Origin of the sequence: Aeromonas sp. QDB03 (assembly GCF_027707985.1) — a bacterium.
GTDB classification, from domain to species: Bacteria; Pseudomonadota; Gammaproteobacteria; order Enterobacterales; family Aeromonadaceae; genus Aeromonas; species Aeromonas hydrophila.
In genome coordinates, this window is record NZ_JAPCJG010000002.1 from 67,902 (window position 1) to 88,897 (window position 20,996).

The 20,996-nt window shown below is 62.7% G+C and carries 16 protein-coding genes; 1 reads left to right on the forward strand and 15 read right to left on the reverse strand.

The genetic code is table 11. From position 1 onward, the window contains the following. Positions 1–50: 50 nt before the first annotated feature. Positions 51–3,956, reverse strand: coding sequence for a phosphoribosylformylglycinamidine synthase (purL, locus tag PG900_RS05075; RefSeq protein WP_270831026.1), 3,906 nt, complete (start codon positions 3,954–3,956; stop codon positions 51–53). Between the two features lie 149 nt (positions 3,957–4,105). Here purL and mltF point away from each other — a divergent pair, with 149 nt between their 5' ends. Then, complete coding sequence (mltF, locus tag PG900_RS05080; RefSeq protein WP_011705651.1) at positions 4,106–5,596, forward strand: membrane-bound lytic murein transglycosylase MltF; 1,491 nt, start codon at positions 4,106–4,108, stop codon at positions 5,594–5,596. A 358-nt stretch (positions 5,597–5,954) separates the two neighbouring features. Here the strand turns inward: mltF and PG900_RS05085 are convergent, their stop codons facing one another. The 14 genes from PG900_RS05085 to hscA form a co-directional block, all read right to left on the reverse strand. Then, positions 5,955–6,188 (reverse strand): zinc ribbon domain-containing protein, encoded by a 234-nt coding sequence (locus PG900_RS05085; RefSeq protein ID WP_270801450.1) that lies wholly within the window; start codon positions 6,186–6,188, stop codon positions 5,955–5,957. 103 nt (positions 6,189–6,291) lie between these two features. Next, positions 6,292–7,791 carry a ribosome biogenesis GTPase Der gene (gene der, locus PG900_RS05090; RefSeq protein WP_011705649.1) on the reverse strand — a complete coding sequence of 500 codons (1,500 nt, stop codon included), beginning with the start codon at positions 7,789–7,791 and terminating at the stop codon, positions 6,292–6,294. A gap of 74 nt (positions 7,792–7,865) precedes the next feature. Further along, on the reverse strand, positions 7,866–9,050 hold the full coding sequence (gene bamB / locus PG900_RS05095; protein ID WP_024944077.1) for an outer membrane protein assembly factor BamB: 1,185 nt from the start codon (positions 9,048–9,050) through the stop codon (positions 7,866–7,868). Beyond that, on the reverse strand, positions 9,043–9,693 hold the full coding sequence (locus PG900_RS05100) for a YfgM family protein (protein ID WP_016350407.1): 651 nt from the start codon (positions 9,691–9,693) through the stop codon (positions 9,043–9,045). The genes bamB and PG900_RS05100 overlap by 8 nt, the downstream gene beginning before the upstream one ends. Positions 9,694–9,696: 3 nt before the next feature. After that, positions 9,697–10,974: a histidine--tRNA ligase gene (gene hisS / locus PG900_RS05105; protein WP_270826994.1), complete on the reverse strand. Its 1,278-nt coding sequence runs from the start codon at positions 10,972–10,974 to the stop codon at positions 9,697–9,699. A gap of 138 nt (positions 10,975–11,112) precedes the next feature. Further along, positions 11,113–12,228 (reverse strand): flavodoxin-dependent (E)-4-hydroxy-3-methylbut-2-enyl-diphosphate synthase, encoded by a 1,116-nt coding sequence (gene ispG / locus PG900_RS05110; RefSeq protein WP_016350405.1) that lies wholly within the window; start codon positions 12,226–12,228, stop codon positions 11,113–11,115. Positions 12,229–12,238: 10 nt separating this feature from the next. Further along, positions 12,239–13,177: a RodZ domain-containing protein gene (locus tag PG900_RS05115; RefSeq protein ID WP_270831027.1), complete on the reverse strand. Its 939-nt coding sequence runs from the start codon at positions 13,175–13,177 to the stop codon at positions 12,239–12,241. Then, positions 13,167–13,958 (reverse strand): PilW family type IVa pilus biogenesis/stability lipoprotein TapF, encoded by a 792-nt coding sequence (tapF, locus tag PG900_RS05120; RefSeq protein ID WP_011705643.1) that lies wholly within the window; start codon positions 13,956–13,958, stop codon positions 13,167–13,169. Before tapF ends, PG900_RS05115 begins: the two co-directional genes overlap by 11 nt. Positions 13,959–13,970: 12 nt before the next feature. Next, the gene (locus PG900_RS05125) at positions 13,971–15,074 is read right to left on the reverse strand and encodes a bifunctional tRNA (adenosine(37)-C2)-methyltransferase TrmG/ribosomal RNA large subunit methyltransferase RlmN (protein WP_011705642.1); all 1,104 of its coding nucleotides are present in this window, start codon (positions 15,072–15,074) and stop codon (positions 13,971–13,973) included. Between the two features lie 168 nt (positions 15,075–15,242). Continuing rightward, positions 15,243–15,671 carry a nucleoside-diphosphate kinase gene (gene ndk / locus PG900_RS05130; RefSeq protein WP_011705641.1) on the reverse strand — a complete coding sequence of 143 codons (429 nt, stop codon included), beginning with the start codon at positions 15,669–15,671 and terminating at the stop codon, positions 15,243–15,245. 269 nt (positions 15,672–15,940) lie between these two features. Continuing rightward, positions 15,941–17,224, reverse strand: a complete 1,284-nt coding sequence (gene pepB, locus PG900_RS05135) for an aminopeptidase PepB (protein WP_270831028.1) — start codon at positions 17,222–17,224, stop codon at positions 15,941–15,943. 103 nt (positions 17,225–17,327) lie between these two features. Then, positions 17,328–18,629, reverse strand: a complete 1,302-nt coding sequence (gene pepB / locus PG900_RS05140) for an aminopeptidase PepB (protein WP_270801437.1) — start codon at positions 18,627–18,629, stop codon at positions 17,328–17,330. Between the two features lie 157 nt (positions 18,630–18,786). Further along, a complete protein-coding gene (fdx, locus tag PG900_RS05145; protein ID WP_005299781.1) occupies positions 18,787–19,125 on the reverse strand; it encodes an ISC system 2Fe-2S type ferredoxin in 339 nt (112 codons plus the stop codon). 1 nt (position 19,126) lies between these two features. Continuing rightward, positions 19,127–20,974 (reverse strand): Fe-S protein assembly chaperone HscA, encoded by a 1,848-nt coding sequence (gene hscA, locus PG900_RS05150; RefSeq protein ID WP_270801435.1) that lies wholly within the window; start codon positions 20,972–20,974, stop codon positions 19,127–19,129. Positions 20,975–20,996 lie beyond the last annotated feature (22 nt).

The window sequence follows — 20,996 nt, forward strand, 5'->3', positions numbered from 1 at the left end:
GCCATAAAAAAACCGGCCACAGGGGCCGGTTTTTTGTTTGCGATGCGCGCTTAACCCAGACGTACCCGGGCGTTGCGGAACATCCGCATCCAGGCGCCATCCTCGCCCCAGTTGTCCGGGTGCCAGGAGTTGGCCACGGTGCGGAACACCCGCTCCGGGTGCGGCATCATGATGGTGGCACGGCCATCTGTGGTGGTGACGGCAGTGATACCCGCCGGAGCGCCGTTCGGGTTGGCCGGGTACTGCTCGGTCACCTGACCGCGGTTGTCGACGAAACGCAGCCCCACCAGTCCGCTCTGTTGCAGCGCAGCCAGGTGAGCGGCATCGCGCACCTCCACTCGCCCTTCCCCGTGGGAGACGGCGATAGGCATCACCGAGCCTGCCATGCCGGCGAAGAAGGCCGACGGGGAGTCCTGCACTTCCACCAGGCTGAAGCGGGCCTCGAAGCGCTCGGAGCGGTTGCGCACGAAGCGTGGCCACAGATCGGCACCCGGGATCAGCTCGCGCAGGTTGGACATCATCTGGCAACCGTTGCACACACCCAGGGAGAGGGTGTCGCCGCGCTCGAAGAAGCGCTGGAACTGCTCGCGAGCACCATCGTTGAACAGGATGGACTTGGCCCAGCCTTCGCCCGCCCCCAGCACATCGCCGTAGGAGAAGCCGCCACAGGCTACCAAGCTCTGGAACGCATCCAGCTTGATGCGCCCCTCGAGGATGTCGCTCATGTGCACGTCCACCGCCGCAAAGCCGGCGCGGTCAAACGCCGCCGCCATCTCCACGTGGGAGTTGACCCCCTGCTCGCGCAGCACCGCCAGACGGGGGGAGACCCCGCGGGCAATGTAAGGAGCAGTCACATCCTCGGCCGGGTTGAAGCAGAGCTTGGCCTGCAGGCCCGGATCGGCTGCGTCCTGACGGGCGGCATGCTCCTGATCCGCGCACTCCGGGTTGTCGCGCAGGCGCTGCATCTGCCAGCTGGTCTCGCCCCAGATGGTACGCAGGGCGGTACGGCTGGCGCGGTAGACCTCCTGACCGGCCCGCTGCAGGGTGATGAGATCCCCCTCGCGCACCGTGCCGAGCACGTGGGAGCAAGCCGCCAGACCGTGACCGGCCAGCAGGGTCATCACCGCTTCTTTATCTTCACGACGCACCTGGATGACGGCGCCCAGCTCCTCGTTGAACAGGGCCGGCAGCAGCTCGCCACCGATGCGATCCAGCTGCAGGTCGAGGCCGCAGTGGCCAGCGAAGGCCATCTCCACCAGGGTGACAAACAGGCCGCCGTCGGAGCGGTCGTGGTAGGCGACGAGTTTGCGATCGCTCACCAGCGCCTGGATGGCGTTGAAGAAGCCCTTGAGCTGGACCGGGTTGTCCAGATCCGGCGCCTTGTCACCCAGCTGGCGATAGACCTGGGCCAGGGCGGAGGCACCGAGGCGCTGCTTGCCGTTGCCAAGGTCGATGAGGATAAGGTCAGTCTCACCGAGATCGGTTCGCAGCTGTGGCGTGACGGTATTGCGCACGTCCTCCACCCGGGCAAAGGCCGAGATGAGCAGGGAGAGCGGCGAGGTGACGCTGTGCTCCTTGCCATCCTGCTGCCAGCGGGTCTTCATGGACATGGAGTCCTTGCCCACCGGGATGGTGATGCCAAGGGCCGGGCAGAGCTCCTCGCCCACCGCCTTGACCGCCTCATAGAGGCCGGCATCTTCGCCCGGGTGACCGGCAGCGGCCATCCAGTTGGCGGAGAGCTTGACCCGCTTGAGCGAGCCGATGTGGGCCGGCGCCAGGTTGGTGAGCGCTTCCGCCACCGCCATGCGAGCGGAGGCGGCGTGGGAGAGCAGCGCCACCGGGGTGCGCTCGCCCATGGACATGGCTTCGCCATGGTAGCTGTCGTAGGTGGCTGCGGTGACGGCGCAGTCAGCCACCGGGATCTGCCAGGGGCCGACCATCTGGTCGCGGTTGACGAGGCCCGTTACGCTGCGATCGCCGATGGTGATGAGGAAGGACTTCTCCGCCACGGTGGGCAGACGCAGCACCCGCTCAGCAGCTTCACCCAAGGTGATGCCATCGAGCATCAGCGGCTTGCCCTGCGCCGGCAGGCTTGCAACCTCGCGGTGCATCTTGGGAGTCTTGCCCAGCAGCACGTCCAGCGGCAGATCGATGGGGTGGTTGTCAAAGTGCTCATCCGAGAGAGTGAGATGCTTCTCTTCGGTGGCGCTGCCGATGACGGCATAGGGGGCGCGCTCGCGCTCGCACAGCGCCTTGAACAGCGGCAGCTTCTCCTTGGCCACCGCCAGTACGTAGCGCTCCTGGGATTCGTTGCACCAGATCTCGAGCGGGCTCATGCCCGGCTCGTCGTTCGGGATGGCGCGCAAGTCGAAACGACCGCCGCGATCGCCGTCGCTCACCAGCTCCGGCATGGCGTTGGAGAGGCCACCGGCACCCACGTCGTGGATGAAGACGATGGGGTTGTCGTCACCCAGCTGCCAGCAGCGATCGATCACCTCCTGGCAACGGCGCTCCATCTCGGGGTTGTCGCGCTGCACCGAGGCAAAGTCGAGATCTTCTGCCGACTGGCCGGAGGCCATGCTTGATGCGGCGCCGCCACCCAGACCGATGTTCATGGCCGGGCCGCCCAGCACGATGAGGGCAGCCCCCACCGGGATCTCCCCTTTCTGGACGTGCTCGCTGCGGATGTTACCGATACCGCCCGCCAGCATGATGGGCTTGTGGTAGCCGCGCACCTCGACGCCGTTGTGGCTCGGCACCTGCTCTTCGAAGGTACGGAAGTAGCCGAGAATGGCCGGACGGCCGAACTCGTTGTTGAAGGCGGCGCCGCCGAGTGGCCCCTCCTGCATGATGTCAAACGCACTGACGATGCGGCTCGGCTTGCCGAAATCCTGCTCCCAGGGCTGCTCGAAGCCGGGGATGCGCAGGTTGGAGACCGAGAAGCCCACCAGACCCGCCTTGGGCTTGGCACCGCGACCGGTGGCACCCTCATCGCGAATTTCGCCGCCGGAGCCGGTGGCGGCGCCCGGGAACGGGGAGATGGCAGTCGGGTGGTTGTGGGTCTCCACCTTCATCAGGATGTCGACGCGTTCCTGATGATAGTGATACTCGCCGCTGGCGGGGCTCGGGAAGAAGCGGCCACCCTGGCTCCCTTCCATCACCGCGGCGTTGTCTTTATAGGCAGACAGGACATGATCCGGCGTCTGCTCGAAGGTGTTCTTGATCATTTTGAACAGCGACTTGGGCTGCTGCTCACCGTCGATGGTCCAGTCGGCGTTGAAGATCTTGTGGCGGCAGTGCTCGGAGTTCGCCTGGGCAAACATGTAGAGCTCGATGTCGTTGGGGTTGCGGCCCAGACGCTGGAAGTTCTCCACCAGGTAGTCAATCTCGTCGTCGGCCAGTGCCAGACCGAGCGCCACGTTGGCCTCGGCCAGCGCGGCGCGACCACCGCCCAGCACATCCACCTGGGTGAAGGGGCGCGGCTCGTGATGGGCAAACAGGGCGGCGGCCTCGTTCATCTCGCCAAACACCGTCTCCATCATGCGATCGTGCAGCACGGCGGCCACGTCGGCACGCTGGGCGGCGCTCAGCTCACCCTTAGCCTGCACGTAATAGGCAATACCACGTTCGAGCCGCTTGACCTGATTCAGGCCGCAGTTGTGGGCGATGTCGGTTGCTTTGGAAGACCAGGGGGAGATAGTGCCGGGGCGGGGGGTAACGAGAAACAGCTGACCGCTGGGGGTGTGTTCGGGGATGGTCGGGCCGTAGCGCAGGAGCTGGCCCAAGGTCGCTCGCTCCGGGGGCGACAACGGGCTCGAGAGCTCGGCAAAGTGCACGTATTCGGCATAGACATCCTCTATCTCTACTCCTCTCTCCTGTTTCATCTGCGCGAAGCGTTGCAGCAGTTTTTGGACACGAAACTCAGACAGTGCGGGGGCACCACGCAAGATATCCATATGACCTTTCTCACCAAGTGTTGAAGTGGGGGGGAATTGAGACGCGCGTATTATAGGGATCAGGCCCATGCCGGACAAACGTTTTTCTTGTTTTTCCCAGTGTGACTCGGTGCACACTCTCTGGTATAAAGGTGCCTCTTTTTTGACAAATGCCGATTTTTTCAACAAGGGTACTCACCTACTTGCGCTGCATTTTTCGACTGTTTATCGGGCTGACGTTGCTGCTGACCCTGGTCGGTTGCGACTTCTACACCCCCTCCAGCCAGCTGGAGCAGATCCGCCAGCGAGGCGAGATCCGGGTTGGCACCATCTACGGCCCCACCTCTTATTACCAGCGTGACGACACCGCCCAGGGGTTCGATTACGAGCTGGCGCAGAGTTATGCCGACTGGCTGGGGGTCAAGCTGACCATAGTGCCGGTCTACTCCACCGCCGAGCTGGTGGAACTGCTGAGAAAGGGCAAGCTGGATCTGGCTGCCGCCGCCATCGTGGTCACCCCGGAGCGGCGCCAGCTGTTTCGCTTCGGCCCCGGCTTCTACCAGGTCTCCCCCAAGCTGGTCTATCGCAACGGCTCTCCCAAGCCCAAGGACATCGGCGATCTCAAGGGCAACATAGTGGTGCCGGCCGGTTCCACCGGCGAAGATCTGCTCAAGGAGCTCGCCAAGCAGTACCCCAACCTGAAGTGGAGCACCAATCGGGATGCCGACGTGGAGGAGCTGCTCAAGCAGGTGGCCGACGGCAAGATTGACTACACGGTGGTGCAGGATACCGTGCTGGCCCGCACCCAGCGCTACTACCCCGAGCTCACCGAGGGGATGACCCTGGCCAAGAACCAGACCGTGGCCTGGGCCATGACCAAGCTGCCGGACGACAGCCTCTACGCCAGCATCATCGACTTCTTCGGCCAGCGCTTCATGGACGGCGCCATCGCCAAGCTCGACGAGAAGTACTTCGGTCACGTGCAGAATTTCGACTTCGTCGACACCCGCACCTTCCTGCAGCGGGCCAAGAGCCTGCTGCCCAAGTATCAGGATCTGTTCAAGACCCACGCCAACGTGGTGGACTGGCGCCTGCTGGCCGCCATCAGCTATCAGGAATCCCACTGGGATCCGGAGGCGCGCTCCTACACCGGGGTGCGCGGCATGATGATGCTGACCGAGCCCACCGCCAAGGCGATGGGGGTCAACAACCGGCTGCACCCGGAGGAGAGCATCAAGGGCGGCGCCCGTTATCTGGAGCAGATGATGGAGAAGGTGCCCGCCTCGGTGCCCGATGACGAGAAGGTGTGGTTTGCCCTTACCGCCTACAACATCGGTTACGGCCACATGATGGATGCCCGCCGCCTGACCAAGGAGCTCGGCAAGAATCCCGATGCCTGGAGCGATGTGAAAGAGGTGCTGCCGCTGCTGCAGCAGTCGCGCTGGCATCGCAAGGTACGCTACGGCTATGCCCGTGGCGGCGAGGCGCGCAACTACGTCAACAACGTGCGCCAGTACTACCAGAGCCTGCTCTGGCTCGACAACGAGCAGCAGAAAGCCCACCGCCGTGAAGAGCTGGACGATGACGACAGCAGCGAGCCGCCCAGTGCCGAGCGCCCCACCGTCATCGCCGAAGTGGTCAAGCAGATCACCCTGCGCTGATCCCTTGTTGACAGGTTTGTTTTTCGGGTGGTTTCTCTGTTACCATCCGACCATACCGGAGCCTATCCGAAATTGTTTTTATCGCGCTATTTCATCCACTTGCACTCGGGATGACAGCACTTTCAGATAGGCTCCCATCATCACCCAAGGCCGGGATGGCCACCCAATGGGAGGAGACCAAGATGCGAGCTCGCAGAAGAACGACACTGGTCAGAAAAGCAAAGTGCGGCTGGAGCCCCAGACGCAAACTCAAGCTCAATGACATCAAACGCAAGATATGGCGGCGAAACCGCTCCTTCACCTTGCTGATAGCAGAACACACAGCATAAACCCGGCAATCGCCGGGTTTTTTATCGCCTCAATTCCCCGCCAGCGGGCTCACCTCAAAGACCACTGCCCGCTTCGATACCAGGCTGTTGCAGTGATTGCAGAAGTAATCCACCGCGCCGCAGGCCTTGAGCCGCTCCAGCTCCTGCCGGCAGGTCGGGCAGAGGGCCCGGATCTGGAAACGGGCCTGGCACTGGTTACAGGTGGTCTCGCGGCTGCGACTGTCCAGCTCGCCCTGACAGGCAGGGCAGTGAAGGTGGCTCATGGTTGGCTCCTTGCAAAGTGAATGTGCAGTGGGCCCACCCACTGCACATTCCCCTCCCCTGGCCCCAGAAAAAACGGCTGCCGGTGAGGGCAGCCGCTGGGCCTTATTTCTTGGCTTTGGCCTTGAGCAGGCGCTTGCGTTGACGCTCCTGGCTCAGGGTCAGGGTATTTTTCTTGCCCTCGAACGGGTTGGCCGACTCCTGGAACTCGACCCGGACCGGCGTCCCCATGATCTTCAGCGACTTGCGGAAGTAGTTGATGAGGTAGCGCTTGTAGGAATCCGGCAAGTCATTGAGCTGGTTGCCGTGGATCACGATGCGCGGCGGGTTGTAGCCACCGGCGTGGGCATATTTGAGCTTGACCCGACGACCGTTCACCATCGGCGGCTGGTGGTCTTCCTGCGCCATCTGCATGATGCGGGTCAGCATGGCGGTGCTGGTACGGCGGGTGGCAGACTGGTAGGCCTCCTGAATGGATTCGAACAGGTGGCCAACCCCGCTGCCGTGCAGGGCGGAGATGAAGTGCACGCGGGCGAAGTCGATGAAGCCCAGACGACGATCGAGCTCGTTCTTGACGTCCTCTTTCACCTTCTGATCCAGACCATCCCACTTGTTCACCACCAGTACCACGGAGCGGCCGGTGTTGAGCACGAAACCGAGGATGCTCAAGTCCTGATCGGTGATGGTCTCCTGGGCGTCGATCACCAGCAGGCAGACGTTGGCATCTTCAATCGCCTTGAGGGTCTTGATGACGGAGAACTTCTCCACCGTCTCGTGCACCTTGCCGCGACGACGCACGCCGGCGGTGTCGATGATGACGTACTTCTGCTCGTCACGCTCCATCGGGATGTAGACGGAGTCGCGGGTAGTCCCCGGCATGTCATAGACGATGACTCGATCTTCACCCAGCATGCGGTTGGTCAGGGTGGATTTGCCGACGTTGGGGCGACCGACGATGGCAAACTTGATGGGCAGGTCAGCGAACGGCGTCTCCTTGGTGTCTTCCTTGGTGTCCAGTTCACCGGCAGCCACCATGCGCAGCAGGGCTTCTTCGTCGAAGTCCTCTTCTTCCTCATCCTGCGCGGTTTCTTGTGTGGCGGCGTCGACCAGGGTCTCCAGATGGGGGGCCAGCGCCAGCTCCAGCAGGCTCAGTACGCCACGACCGTGGGCGGCCGCCATCTGGTAGACCTCGCCCAGGGCCAGACCGTAGAACTCGGACACGGCGGAATCACCGTCGATGCCGTCGGTCTTGTTGGCCACCAGAAACACCTTCTTGTGGGTCTTGCGCAGGTGCTCGGCGATGGCCTGATCCGCCGCGGTCAAACCGGCACGGGCATCCACCATGAACAGCACCACGTCGGCCTCTTCGATGGCCAGCAGGGACTGTTCGGCCATCTTCAGCTCGATCCCCTCTTCGGTGCCATCGATACCGCCGGTATCCACCACGATAAATTCCAGCTCGCCCAACTTCGCCTGGCCGTACTTGCGGTCCCGGGTCAGACCGGGGAAGTCAGCCACCAGGGCATCCCGGGTACGGGTCAGGCGGTTAAACAGGGTGGATTTCCCCACGTTGGGGCGGCCCACCAGGGCTACTACAGGAGTCATAAAAGCCTCATTCTCAAGACGACAAAGGCTCCGGGTCCGAAGACCAGGAGCCGGATATTCAGATTGACGGGCGATCAGGGACGCTTGATAGCGTACAACTTGCCGCCACGGCTCTGCACATACAGGGTGTCACCATCCACCAGAGGGGCGGCGTACAGACCACTGCTGTCGAGCTGCTGCATGGCCTTGATGGTACCGTCGGTACGATCCAGCCAATACAGGTAACCTTCCACATCGCCGACCACCACATAGTCACCCAGGATGACGGGGGCGGTCACGGTGCGGTTTTCCAGCTGGGTATTGGACCACAGCTCGAGACCATTGCGACGGTCGACCGCAAACAGGTGGCTGCGGCTGTCGGTCAGCACGATGGCATTGCCGGTCACCGCCATGTCGCGGTAGCCGGAATACTTGCGCTTCCATACCTCGTCACCGGTCATCAGCTTGCGCGCCATCAGCTGGCCATTATAGGCGATGGCATAGAGCTCATCGCCGGCGATCAGCGGGGTGGCGTCCACGTCGACCATCCGATCCAGTTCGGTGGCACCGCGCGGGTCGGCGACCTTGGACTGGCGCACCGGCTGACCATTGCTGAGCAGGGCGATGCCCACCTTGCCATCGGCGCGGCCGTACAGCACGGCACCGTTGGTGATGATGGGGGCGCCGGCGCTGCGCAGGGTCAACGGCGGCTGTTCTTCCGCCAGGGTCCACTGCAGCTTGCCTTCATCGGTATCGAGCGCCACCAGACGACCCGAGGTGGTCAGCACCACCACCCGACCATCTTCGACGGCAGGGCTCGCCACCACTTCACCCGGCACCGAAGTCTGCCACAGCACTTCGCCGTTCTCCTGGTTCAGGGCGTAGACCACCCCGTTCTCGGAACCCAGGAACAGCTTGCCGTAACGGGATACCAGGCCACCGGAGAGACGGGCGCTGCGCTTGTCGGCGTTGATCGGCAAGTCAGCCAGATCCACGCTCCACAGCTCCTTGCCGCTTTCGCGGTCAAAGGCGGTCACGTCGCCATCGCGAGCGGCGGCATAGATGCGCTCCTCTTCCACCACCGGCTTGAGCTGGGAGTAGAAGTCGCCGATGCCGTCACCCACCGAGGAGGACCAGCTGGTATCGGCCGTGAAAGCGGACTCGACCTTGGGCAACGGCGCCATCGGGTTGAGATCCTCTTCCGAACTGAACAGGGAGCACCCCTGCAGGGCGAAGGAGACCGCAGCCCCCAACACCACCATCTTGAACAGATTACGCATCCGGAGCCTCACCCGTGGTCACCGCTGGCAACGCCAGATCGTCCATTTTCAGCTTGAGCTCGGCGCTGCCCTGCAGGCCGCCGGCATCGGCCGCCGCCTGATAGGCATCGCGCGCCTCTTCGGCCTTGCCCTGCTTGAGCAGCACGTCGCCGCGCACTTCCGCGACCTGGGCCTTGAAGGCATCGTTGTTGATCTTGCCAAGCTGGGCCAGCGCCTCGTCAGCCTTGCCCTGATCGTTCAGAACCCGGGCCAGACGCAGGGCAGCGATGGGACGGATGCTCTCGTCACCGCTGGTGGCCACCTGGGTCAGCTGCTCGGCAGCCAGATCCAGCTTGCCGGCCTTGACGGCGGCGGCGGCCAGCTGCAAGGCAGCCAGTTCGGCATAGGAGTCACCCTTGTGGGCGCTGATGAAGCTTTGCGCCTGCTCGAAGCCGGCGGCATCACCCTTGGCCAGCTGGGCGGCCATCTCGTTGTAAGCCTGGGAGGCGGTCTCCTGGCTGGTCTGCTGATGCTCGTTGTAGTAGCGCCAGCCAAAGAGTCCAACCAGACCGATAACAGTTCCTGCGATCACCGAGGTTCCGTTCTCTTTCCACCAGCTCTTGATGACCTCAACCTGTTGTTCTTCGGTGGTATAAACTTCCACAGCTTACTCTCCTTTGGCTGCCAGCAGGGCAATGGCGGCGTCGACCGTGACGGTCTGTTGCTCGGCCTGGCCACGCAGATATTTGATGGTGATCTCCCCGTTTTGCACCTCGGTCTCGCCAAGGATCAGGGCAATGGCCGCGCCGCTCTTGTCGGCACGCTTGAGTTGTTTCTTGAAGTTGCCGCCGCCGCAGTGGCTCATCAGGCGCAAGTCAGGCAGGGCATCGCGCAGCCGCTCGGCCAGCTGGAAACCGGCCTGTTCAGTGCCCTCGCCCACCATGGCCAGGTAGACATCCACCGCCGGCCGGATATCGCCGTTGAGCTCGAGGGTCTCGAGCATCAGCACCAGTCGCTCCATGCCCATGGCGAAACCCACAGCCGGCGTCGGCTGACCACCGAGCTGCTCCACCAGACCGTCGTAGCGACCACCGGCACAGACGGTGCCCTGAGCGCCCAGACTGTTGGTGACCCACTCGAACACGGTGAGGTTGTAGTAGTCGAGGCCGCGCACCAGCCGCTCGTTCACTTCGTACTGGATGCCGGCGGATTCGAGCAGGCACTTGAGCCCCTCGAAGTGGGCCAGGCTCTCTTCACCCAGGTGATCGAACAGGCGCGGGGCACCCACCAGAATGGCTTGTACCTTCTCGTCCTTGGAGTCCAGCACCCGCAGCGGGTTGCTGTACATGCGGCGCTGGCTCTCTTCGTCCAGCTGATCCTTGTACTGCTCCAGGTAGGCCACCAGCGCATCGCGGTAGGCGGCGCGTTCGCTGCTCTGACCGAGGGTGTTGAGCTGCAGGGTCACGTGTTCGCTGATGCCGAACAGACGCCACAGGCGGTGGGTCAGCATGATGAGCTCGGCATCGATGTCCGGCCCGTTGATGCCGAACAACTCGACCCCGAACTGGTGGAACTGGCGATAGCGGCCCTTCTGGGGACGCTCGTGACGGAACATGGGGCCCATGTACCACATCCGGCGTTCCTGGTTGTAAAGCAGACCGTGCTCGATGCCGGCACGCACGCAGCTGGCGGTGCCTTCCGGGCGCAGACTCAGGCTGTCGCCGTTGCGGTCTTCAAAGGTGTACATCTCTTTTTCGACCACGTCGGTCACTTCACCGATGGCGCGCTTGAACAGATGGGTCTGCTCGACAATCGGCATGCGCACTTCGCTGTAGCCATAGCTGGCCACGACCTGGCGCAGGATCTGTTCTACTTTCTGCCATACCGGGCTCTGCTCCGGCAGGCAATCATTCATACCGCGAATAGCTTGGATCTGTTTTGCCACGTTGATACTCGAGAAAAAGAGGTAAAATTTGGCCGCATTATAGGGATTTTCGACCCCGAGGTAAAATCAGGGTATTCCAATGCGGGATGTAAAATCAGCAACCTAAAGACAGGGCCACCCTGAGTGGCCCTTGGTTGCTCAACCCTCGTCCACCTGGATCTGGTTGGCCGGATCCAGCATGGCGGCCCGTGCGCGGATGCGGCGCTCCAGGGTCGGGATGAGATCCTTGTTGTCGAGCCGGTCCACCCGCTGACCACCCTCGTAGAAGGCACTCTTGTTGGCCGCACCCGCCAGACCCAGATCCGAGACCAGCGCCTCGCCAGGACCATTCACCACGCAACCGATGATGGATACATCCATCGGGGTGATGATGTCTTCCAGCCGCTCTTCCAGGGCGTTGACCGTGCCGATGACGTCGAACTCCTGGCGGGAGCAGGAGGGACAGGCGATGAAGTTGATGCCGCGGGAACGGATGCGCAGGGATTTCAGGATGTCGAAACCCACCTTGATCTCTTCCACCGGATCGGCCGCCAGCGAGATCCGCAGGGTGTCGCCGATGCCTTCGCTCAGCAGCATGCCAAGACCGATGGCGGACTTCACCGCGCCGGCGCGAAAACCGCCCGCTTCGGTGATGCCCAAATGCAGCGGCTGTTCAATCTGTTTGGCCAGCAGGCGATAGGCGCCGACTGCCAGGAAGACGTCGGACGCCTTGACGCTCACCTTGAAGTTGTCGAAGTTCAGGCGATCCAGATAGTCCACGTGGCGCATGGCTGACTCGAGCAGCGCCTCCGGGGTCGGTTCACCGTACTTCTCCTGAATGTCTTTCTCCAGCGAGCCGCCGTTGACGCCGATGCGGATCGGGATGTTGTAGTGACGGGCGCAGTCGACCACGGCGCGGACCCGCTCCTCGTTGCCGATGTTGCCCGGGTTGATGCGCAGGCAATCGGCACCGTATTCGGCCACTTTCAGGGCGATGCGGTAGTCGAAGTGGATATCGGCGACGATGGGAATGCGGGTCTGCTGCTTGATGAGCTTGAAGGCTTCCGCCGCTTCCATGGTGGGCACCGAGACCCGCACGATGTCGGCGCCAACCCGCTCGATCCGCTGGATCTGCTCGACGGTGGCGGCCACGTCCGTGGTCTTGGTGTTGGTCATGGTCTGCACCGTGATGGGGGCATCGCCCCCAACCGGTACATTACCGACCATGATCTGCCTGGATTTACGACGAATGATGGGAGATTCGTGAGCGGACATGGCGGACAGATTACTCCTGCGGCAGTGAGAGGCGAGCAGTCCGGCCGTTGTTGTAACGGCTCATGTCGATGGACTTGCCCTGATATTCGATATTGACGGCCATGGGCGCACCAATGATGAATTTGAGCGGCTCGGGTCCTTCCAGTACCAGTTCGTCATTGGCCTTCTTGAGGCCGCTGAACAGGGTCTTGCCCTTGGCATCCTTGACATCCAGCCAGCAGTCGGCGGTGAAGCTCATCTTCAGCTGGGGCACCTTGGCCGGCTCGCTCGCGGCGGTGTCGGCAGCCGGTTGCGTGGCAGTGGCGGCAGAGCTCGCAACAGCCGTGGTCGCCACGGCGCTGCTGGCATCGACCGGCAGCGTGGTCGCGGCGGCGCTCGCCACGGGGTCAACCGAGGTCGCGGCCGCAGCGGAAATTGCCGGAGCAACCACAGGGTCAGCCACGTCCACCGCTGGCGGCACGGTGGCGCTCGGGGTGTTGCTGGTTGCGCCCATTTCAGTCGCGGCCAGGGCCTCGTCACCGGCGGAGCGACGGGCCGTGCTCTGCCACCACCAGGCGACGGAGAGCGCGATCAGCACCAGGATCACCAGCCAGGTGACAACCTTGAGGCGGCTGTCGTTGGCCTGCTGACGGGAGCGACGAGAGAAGCTCTGCATGTCGATGTTGTCGGGGGGAGTCAGCCCCAGCTTGTCATAAGCCGCGAGGATGGTCTCTTCCGGGATACCGACCAGCTTGGCATAAGTACGCAGATAACCCCGAATGAAGGTATGGGACGTATGCTTGTCATACGTATCCGATTCGATCGCGGCAATCAGGGTCAGACGAAGGTGAATGCGAGACGCAACCTGTTCTCGTGTCCAGCCGAGCTGTTCACGGGCGTTGCGCAGCAGCTGGCCTGGGCCAACTGCCTGGGAGTCGTCTTGAAAATCGTGTGGCTGTTCAGTAGTCATTGGCTAAGTAACGCTTGGCTTGTTGCGAAGTGGGATATTGCCTTACCAGCTCAGTCCCGAATTGGTGAAGTAGTGCCGGTTTGTCCATGGCCTGCGCCAGCCGCAATCTCAACCAGAGACTGTTCTCGTTCTCGTCTGACACATCGGCAAAACGGGCGAGATAGGCCTGCACATCAGGCAGCTTGCCATCTTTCATGGAAAGCTCCGCCATGTCCAGCAATAACCTTGGATTGCGGGGATTATACCCCAAGGCCAAGCGATAGTACTCGCTTGCTTTATCATTTCTGCGATTTTGCGCGGCGCAAAGTGCCGCGTTTTCATAGGTATCGGCAATCTTGATGTAGTTGGGCTGGCTGACGGCCTGCAGGAAGGCCTTTTCCGCCTCGTCGAAGCGACCACGATTGCAAAGGAAGGCGCCATAGTTGTTCATCGCGTCAGCATTGGACGGATCCATGGCAAGGGCTTTCTTGTAGCTCTCTTCGGCCGCCTTGAAATCTTCCACCTGCTGGTAGAAGTAGGCAAAACCGACGTAAACCTGAGGGTTGGCAGGGTCATACTGCAGCGCACGGTCAAGGTTGAACTTGGCCTGCTCGGCATTGCCCTGTTGCAGATATTGAATACCCAAATCCAGACGGGTCTGGGCTGCCGCCTTGAGATCGGGACCCACTTCACGCTGGGTGGAATTCTGGCCAGCGTAAGTGGTCTCGGTAACACAGCCTGGCAGCGCGCAGAGCGCTGCCACTACGATCAATGTACGTGTATCCATTCCCTGACTATACAATGGCTTAGCAAGTTAAACCATTTTGACGGAAATCCCATCCTGTTGCATCCGATTTTTCATGGTGCGCTTGGTGCGATCGATCACCTCCCCCACCAGCTGGCCGCAGGCTGCATCGATGTCGTCGCCACGGGTCTTGCGGACAATGACAGTGAAGCCATATTCCATCAATACCTTGGAAAAACGGTCGATACGGCTGTTGCTCGGCTTGCCGTAGGGGTTGCCCGGGAAGGGGTTGAACGGGATCAGGTTGATCTTGCTCGGGGTATCCTTGAGCACCTTGGCCAGCTCGTGGGCGTGCTGCATGTCGTCATTGATATGATCGAGCAGCACATATTCCACGGTCACCCGGCCGCCGTTGGCGTTGGACTTGCCGAGGTAGCGACGGACACCGGCGAGGAACTCCTCGATGTTGTACTTGTCGTTGATCGGCATGATCTCGGAGCGCAGCTTGTCGTTGGGCGCGTGCAGGGAGATAGCCAGGGCCACGTCAATCTGGTCGCCCAGCATGTCCAGTGCCGGTACCACGCCGGAGGTGGAGATGGTCACCCGGCGCTTGGAGATGCCGTAGCCGAAGTCGTCCATCATCAGGCGCATGGCCGGCACCACGTTGGCGAGGTTGAGCAGCGGCTCGCCCATCCCCATCATCACCACGTTGGTGATGGGACGCTTGCCGCCGACGATCTTGGCGGCGCGCCATACCTGGCCGATGATCTCGGAGACTTTCAGGTTGCGGTTGAAGCCTTGCTGGGCGGTAGAGCAGAACTTGCACTCCAGGGCACAGCCTACCTGGGAGGAGACGCACAGGGTCGCCCGATCCTCTTCCGGAATGTAGACGGTCTCCACTTCCTGGCCGCCGACCTGCAGCGCCCACTTGATGGTGCCGTCGGAGGAGCGCTGTTCGCGGCTCACTTCCGGCGCCCGGATCTCGGCGATCGCCTTGAGGCGCTCGCGCAGCACCTTGTTGACGTTGTTCATCTGATCGAAATCATCACAACCAAAGTGATAGATCCACTTCATCACCTGATCTGCCCGAAACGGCTTCTCGCCCAGTTCGACGAAGAAGGCGCGCATGGCATCCCGATCAAGATCCAGCAGGTTGGTTTTTGTTTCGCTCATCAAGGGCCTCAGCTCACACACTTCATAAATTATCGGCTGACCTACGTCAGGGGGCGGCATTGTACAAATTATGGGTCCGGCTTTCCACCTGGAGAATAAGTGGATATTGACCGAATGACCAAAAAACAAAAGGGAGCCGAGGCTCCCTTGGGGTTCTTTCGACAGAAATCAGCCGCGCGGGCAGATCTCGGCGTCGGAGAAGAAGTAGGCGATTTCACGGGCAGCGGAGGCAGGTGCATCGGAGCCGTGCACGGCGTTGCGGTCGATGCTCTCGGCGAAGCAGGCGCGCAGGGTGCCGGCCAGGGCCTCTTTCGGGTTGGTGGCGCCCATGATTTCACGGTGGCGACGGATGGCCTCTTCGCCTTCCAGCACCTGGATCATGACGGGGCCGGAGGTCATGAAGCTGACCAGGCCGTCATAGAAAGGCTTGCCCTGGTGCTCGGCATAGAAACCGGCGGCTTGCTCGCTGCTCATGTGCAGCATCTTGGCGGCGATGACTTTCAGGCCAGCGCTCTCGAAACGGTTGTAGATGGCACCGATCAGGTTCTTGCTGACGGCATCCGGCTTGATGATGGAGAAGGTACGTTCGATGGCCATTGAGATCTTTCCTTAACTACAGAGATTTATTGTTAGAATCCATGTTCGGCGGCGATTATACGTAAACAAAAAGCGAAATAACACACAGAAAAGCAACTTTTTATTAAACAAATTCTTCCCTAAAACAACATCACCACTCATCTTGGCCCAGGCTGGCAGGAAAAAATGTGCGCTTGTGCACGATAGTCATGTTAACTCCCTGAAACCCAGGCTATTGCTCAGCCTCCCCCTGTCGAAAGGGCACCCGCAGGTGCCCTTGTCGTTGCCGGTCAGCGGACCTCCGCCAGCAGGGTGTGGGCGATGGTGCGCATCCCCAGGGCGTTGGCCCCCGGCGCCCACAGGTTGTCGCCGTTCTCACTGAAACAGGCGGCAAGATCGACGTGCAGCCAGCCCTGCCCCTCATTGGCAACGAAGCGGGAGAGGAAGCCCGCCGCGTTGGAGGCCCCCCCCGGACCGCCGCCCGGCACGGGCCGGCTGTTGGCGGTGTCGGCATAGTGGGACGGGCACTGCTGGCGATGCCAGGGTTCCAGCGGCAGCGGCCAGGCGGGTTCCTGTTCGGCATCCGCATAGCCCATGGCGCGGCTCACCAGCCCCTTGTCCAGTCCGAACAGGGCATTGTAACGCCCCCCCAGCGCCATCACCGCCGCCCCGGTGAGGGTCGCGGCGTCGATGACCAGCGGCGCACCGGAATCCCCGGCCAGCTGCAGGCCGTCGGCCAGCACCAGCCGCCCCTCGGCGTCGGTGTTGACGATCTCCACCGTGGTGCCGTTCTTGTAGGTGAGGATGTCGCCCAGCTTGTAGGCATGACCCGAGACCAGGTTCTCGGCGCAGCAGAGGATGAGCTTCACCCGCTTGTCGAGGCCGCGCAGAATGGCCAGCGCCAGGGCGCCGGTGACGATGGCGGCACCGCCCATGTCGTGCTTCATGGTCAGCATGCCCTGGGAGGTCTTCATGGAGTAGCCGCCGGAGTCGAAGGTGATGCCCTTGCCCACCAGGGCCGCGGCCACCGGGGCCTTGGGATCCCGACCTGGATTGAAGTCCAGCTCCAGCAGCACGGGCTCGCGCTCGCTGCCACGGCCGACCTGATAGAGACCGACCCAGCCCGCCTGCTGCAAGGCTTCCCCCTTGAGGATGCGATGACTGATCCGGTCCGGCGCCAGCTCGGTGATGAAGGCGGCAGCTTCAACCGCCAGCTCCAGCGGCCCCAGCTGTTCCGGCGTGGCATTGGTCATCTCCCGCACCCAGCGCCCGCACAGCCAGCGCGCCTCCAGCTCTTCCCGATCCTCCTCGGACGAGGTAGCCCACTGCAGCTCGACCTCCACCTTGGGGGTCTGCAGCCCTTGGGCGAAAGCCCACTGCTGCTCACGCTCCCAGTGACCGGCCAACACCACCTGCTGGATCCCCTGACTGCACAGACGCCGTGCCGCCTGCTGGATATCCAGCAAGGGGCTGGCGGTCACCAGATGGATCACCATGCCGTCGGCGCGGTGGGAGAGCAGCGCCCCCTCGCCCCACTCGGGAGCGGCAAATTCTCGGCTCAACCAGATGTTCATGCACTCACCTCCTGCAGCCAGCGGGTGTCAGATAATACGCAGGCCGTGGCGCTTTTCGCCGATTGTCCAAAGCCTTCACCAAATGCTTGATTCAGCCAGACTCTCATTCACTCACCTCCTGCAACCAGCGAGCGATGGTGCGCAGACCGTGGCCCTTGGCACCGGTCGCCCACAGGTCATTGCCCGATTTTTGATAGGAGGCTGCCAGATCCAGGTGCACCCAGCCCTTGCCTTCGTCACGCACGAAGCGCGACAGGAAAGCTGCCGCCGTAGTCGCACCTGCGGTGCCTTCGGCGGACGCCACGTTGCCCAGCTCGGCAAAGGCGGAGGTGAGCTGGCCCGCATGCCAGGGCTCCAGCGGCAGCGCCCAGGCCTGCTCGTTTTCGGCTTTGGCGGCTGCCAGCGCACGTGCCTGCTCGGCCTCATCGAGGGCAAACACGGCGTTGTAGTCGCGACCCAGCGCGGTCTTGGCGGCGCCGGTCAGGGTAGCGGCGTCGAGGATATAGGCAGCCCCGCTTTCGCTCGCGGCCAGCAGGCCGTCAGCCAGCACCAGGCGGCCTTCCGCATCGGTGTTCTGGATCTCGACCGAGATGCCGTTGCGATAGGTAAGGATGTCACCGAGCTTGAAGGCATGGCCGGAGACCAGGTTCTCGGCGCAGCAGAGGATGAGTTTGACCCGCTTGTTCAGGCCGCGGCTGATGGCCAGCGCCAGCGCGCCGGTCACCATGGCGGCGCCGCCCATGTCGGACTTCATCGGCAGCATGTTGTCGGAGGACTTCATGGAGTAGCCGCCAGAATCGAAGGTGATCCCCTTGCCCACCAGCGCCGCCAGCACGGGGGCATTGGCATCCCCGGTCGGGTTGTAGTCGAGCTCCAGCAGCACCGGCTCGCGCTCGCTGCCGCAGCCCACCGACCAGATCCCGATATGACCGGCCTCCTGCAGCGCCTCCCCGGCGGTAATACGGGCGGTCACCTTGTCACCGGCGAGACTGCGGATGAGCAGCAGGGCGGATTCCGCCAGGCTCATGGGATAGATCTCCTGCGGGCAGCCGTTGGTCACTTCGCGCACCCAGCGGGTCGCTTTGAGCAAGGCAGCCAGCTCGACGGCCTCCTGATCGCTCTGCTCGCCGAAATCGAGCTCGCGAACCCCCTTGGCGGCATAGAAGCCCTGGGCAAAGGCGTAGCGACGCTCCCCATTCCACCCCTCACCCACCAGCTTGACGCGCTTGATGCCGCTCGACTCGAGGCGTCTGGCACCGCGCTGGATGGCGCGCAGCGCCTCCTTCTCCTGGCCGCTGCCCAGATGGAGATGGGCTTCGTCGCCGTTGAAACTGAGCAGGGCACCCTCGCCCCAGTGGGCGGCGGCAGCCTGGGAAGACAACCGTACGTTCATCATGTCAGCCATGTTCTCTTGCTTCCTTTTTATTGGCACTTTCATCAACGAATAGGGAAATCACGGGCACAAAAAAGGCCGCTCCCTCAAGGGTCACGGCCTTCACCATATCATTACTGCACCACGAGATGCTGTACGCGCAATTCACTCATGTGTAATTAAGGGGTCATCAGTGGCGCTCAGACGCCAGATTCAGGGTGTACTTGGGCAGTTCCACCACCAGATCCTCGTCCGCCAGTCTGGCCTGGCAGCTGAGACGGGATTCCGGCTCCAGCCCCCACGCCTTGTCCAGCATGTCGTCTTCCAGCTCGTCGCTCGGCTCGAGGGAGTCGAAGCCTTCCCGCACCACGCAGTGGCAGGTGGTGCAGGCGCAGGACTTCTCGCAGGCGTGCTCGATCTCGATGCCGTTGCGCAGCGCGATGTCCAGAATGGTTTCACCGGTCGCACCTTCGAGGGCCGCGCCGTCCGGACAGAGCTCGGGATGGGGCAGAATAATCAGTTTTGGCATATTACACCTTGTTGACGTTTTGTCCGGTCAGCACCTTGCGGATGGAGGCATCCATCCGGCGGGCTGCAAATTCGCCACTGGCAGCGTCCGCCGCCTCGATGGCCTCTTTGATCTGGTTGGTGGTGCCCGTGCTGCGCATGGTCAGCAGATGGGCGATGGCGGCATCCAGCTCGGCCCGCTCGGCGGGGCTCAATAAAGCCTCGCCATCGGCGGCCAGCGCGGCGTTGAGGCTCTCGACTACACGGTCGGCCTCGACCTGCTGCTCCGCCAGCATGCGAGCGTCCATGTCCTGCTGGGCGTTGGCGATGGAGGCGCTCAGCATGTTGAGGATGTCATCCTCACCCAGTCCGTAGGAGGGCTTGACCTGGATCTCGGCCTGCACGCCGGAGGATTTCTCCATGGCGCTGACCGACAGCAGACCGTCCGCATCCACCTGGAAGGTGACGCGAATGTGGGCGGCACCGGCCGCCATGGGCGGAATGCCGGTCAGGGTGAAGCGGGCCAAGGATCGGCAATCGGCCACCAGCTCGCGCTCGCCCTGCACCACGTGGATCGCCATCGCGGTCTGGCCATCCTTGAAGGTGGTGAACTCCTGGGCGCGGGCCACCGGAATAGTGGTATTGCGCGGGATCACCTTCTCGGCGAGGCCGCCCATGGTCTCAAGACCCAGGGAGAGCGGAATGACGTCCAGCAGCAGCATCTCGGCGTCAGGCTTGTTGCCCACCAGGATGTCGGCCTGGATGGCGGCACCGATGGCCACCACCTTGTCGGGGTCGATGCTGGTCAAGGGGGGACGCTGGAAGAACTCGCCCACCAGCTCGCGCACCAGCGGCACCCGGGTCGAACCACCGACCATCACCACGTCCAGCACCTCCTCCTGCTCGAGCCCCGCATCGCGCAGGGCGCGGCGGCAGGCCAGCAGGGTGCGCTTGACCAGCGGCTGGATCAGCTGGTCAAACTGGCTGCGGGTCACAGAGCCCTGCCAGCCGGCAAAGGTGCAGGGAACGGCGTCGGCGTCGGTCAGACCGTGCTTGACGGCGGCGGCCACATCCAGCAGCTCGCGCTGCAGACGGGCATCCAGCTCGCCAGTCAAACCGGCTTGTTCTTTCAACCAGTCTGCCAGCAAGTGATCGAAGTCATCGCCGCCCAGGGCCGAATCGCCACCGGTGGCCATCACTTCAAACACTCCGCGATGCAGGCGCAGGATGGAGATATCGAAGGTACCGCCGCCCAGGTCATAAACAGCGATCACCCCTTCCTGGCCGGAGTCGAGGCCATAGGCGATGGCAGCGGCGGTCGGTTCGTTGAGCAGGCGCAGCACGTGCAGGCCGGCCAGGCGGGCTGCATCCTTGGTGCCCTGGCGCTGGGCGTCGTCAAAATAGGCGGGCACTGTGATGACCACGCCGTCGAGATCGCCACCGAGGGCGGCAGCGCCCCGCTCGGCCAGTTTCTTGAGGATCTCGGCCGAGACCTGAACCGGGTTGACCAGCCCTTGACGGGTCTGTAACTGTGGCATGCCGTTGTCGGCCGCCACGAATTGATAGGGTTGCTGGCGGGTATCGATGTCAACCAGCGCCTTGCCCATCATCCGCTTGGCGGAAACGATGGTGTTGTGCGGGTCGAGGGCGGCCTCGCGCTTGGCATCGACGCCGACCCGGATGGTGTCAGCCTGGTAATGCACGACGGAGGGCAGCAGATCACGCCCCTGCTCGTCGCAGAGGGTATCGGCCTGACCGCTGCGCACGGCGGCGACCAGCGAGTTGGTGGTGCCAAGATCGATGCCAACGGCACGTTTGTGCTGATGAGGTGCGGCGCTCTGGCCGGGCTCGGCGATTTGCAGTAATGCCATGGGTAATCAAACTTCCAGCGTT

Coding starts and splice junctions, on each gene's coding strand:
- fdx (WP_005299781.1), bottom strand. CDS start 19,125: ATGCCAAAACTGATTATTCTGCCCCATCCCGAGCTCTGTCCGGACGGC.
- PG900_RS05085 (WP_270801450.1), bottom strand. CDS start 6,188: ATGAGCCACCTTCACTGCCCTGCCTGTCAGGGCGAGCTGGACAGTCGC.
- ndk (WP_011705641.1), bottom strand. CDS start 15,671: ATGGCCATCGAACGTACCTTCTCCATCATCAAGCCGGATGCCGTCAGC.
- pepB (WP_270801437.1), bottom strand. CDS start 18,629: ATGGCTGACATGATGAACGTACGGTTGTCTTCCCAGGCTGCCGCCGCC.
- ispG (WP_016350405.1), bottom strand. CDS start 12,228: ATGTCCGCTCACGAATCTCCCATCATTCGTCGTAAATCCAGGCAGATC.
- mltF (WP_011705651.1), top strand. CDS start 4,106: ATGCCGATTTTTTCAACAAGGGTACTCACCTACTTGCGCTGCATTTTT.
- hscA (WP_270801435.1), bottom strand. CDS start 20,974: ATGGCATTACTGCAAATCGCCGAGCCCGGCCAGAGCGCCGCACCTCAT.
- pepB (WP_270831028.1), bottom strand. CDS start 17,224: ATGAACATCTGGTTGAGCCGAGAATTTGCCGCTCCCGAGTGGGGCGAG.
- purL (WP_270831026.1), bottom strand. CDS start 3,956: ATGGATATCTTGCGTGGTGCCCCCGCACTGTCTGAGTTTCGTGTCCAA.
- der (WP_011705649.1), bottom strand. CDS start 7,791: ATGACTCCTGTAGTAGCCCTGGTGGGCCGCCCCAACGTGGGGAAATCC.
- PG900_RS05115 (WP_270831027.1), bottom strand. CDS start 13,177: ATGACTACTGAACAGCCACACGATTTTCAAGACGACTCCCAGGCAGTT.
- bamB (WP_024944077.1), bottom strand. CDS start 9,050: ATGCGTAATCTGTTCAAGATGGTGGTGTTGGGGGCTGCGGTCTCCTTC.
- PG900_RS05125 (WP_011705642.1), bottom strand. CDS start 15,074: ATGAGCGAAACAAAAACCAACCTGCTGGATCTTGATCGGGATGCCATG.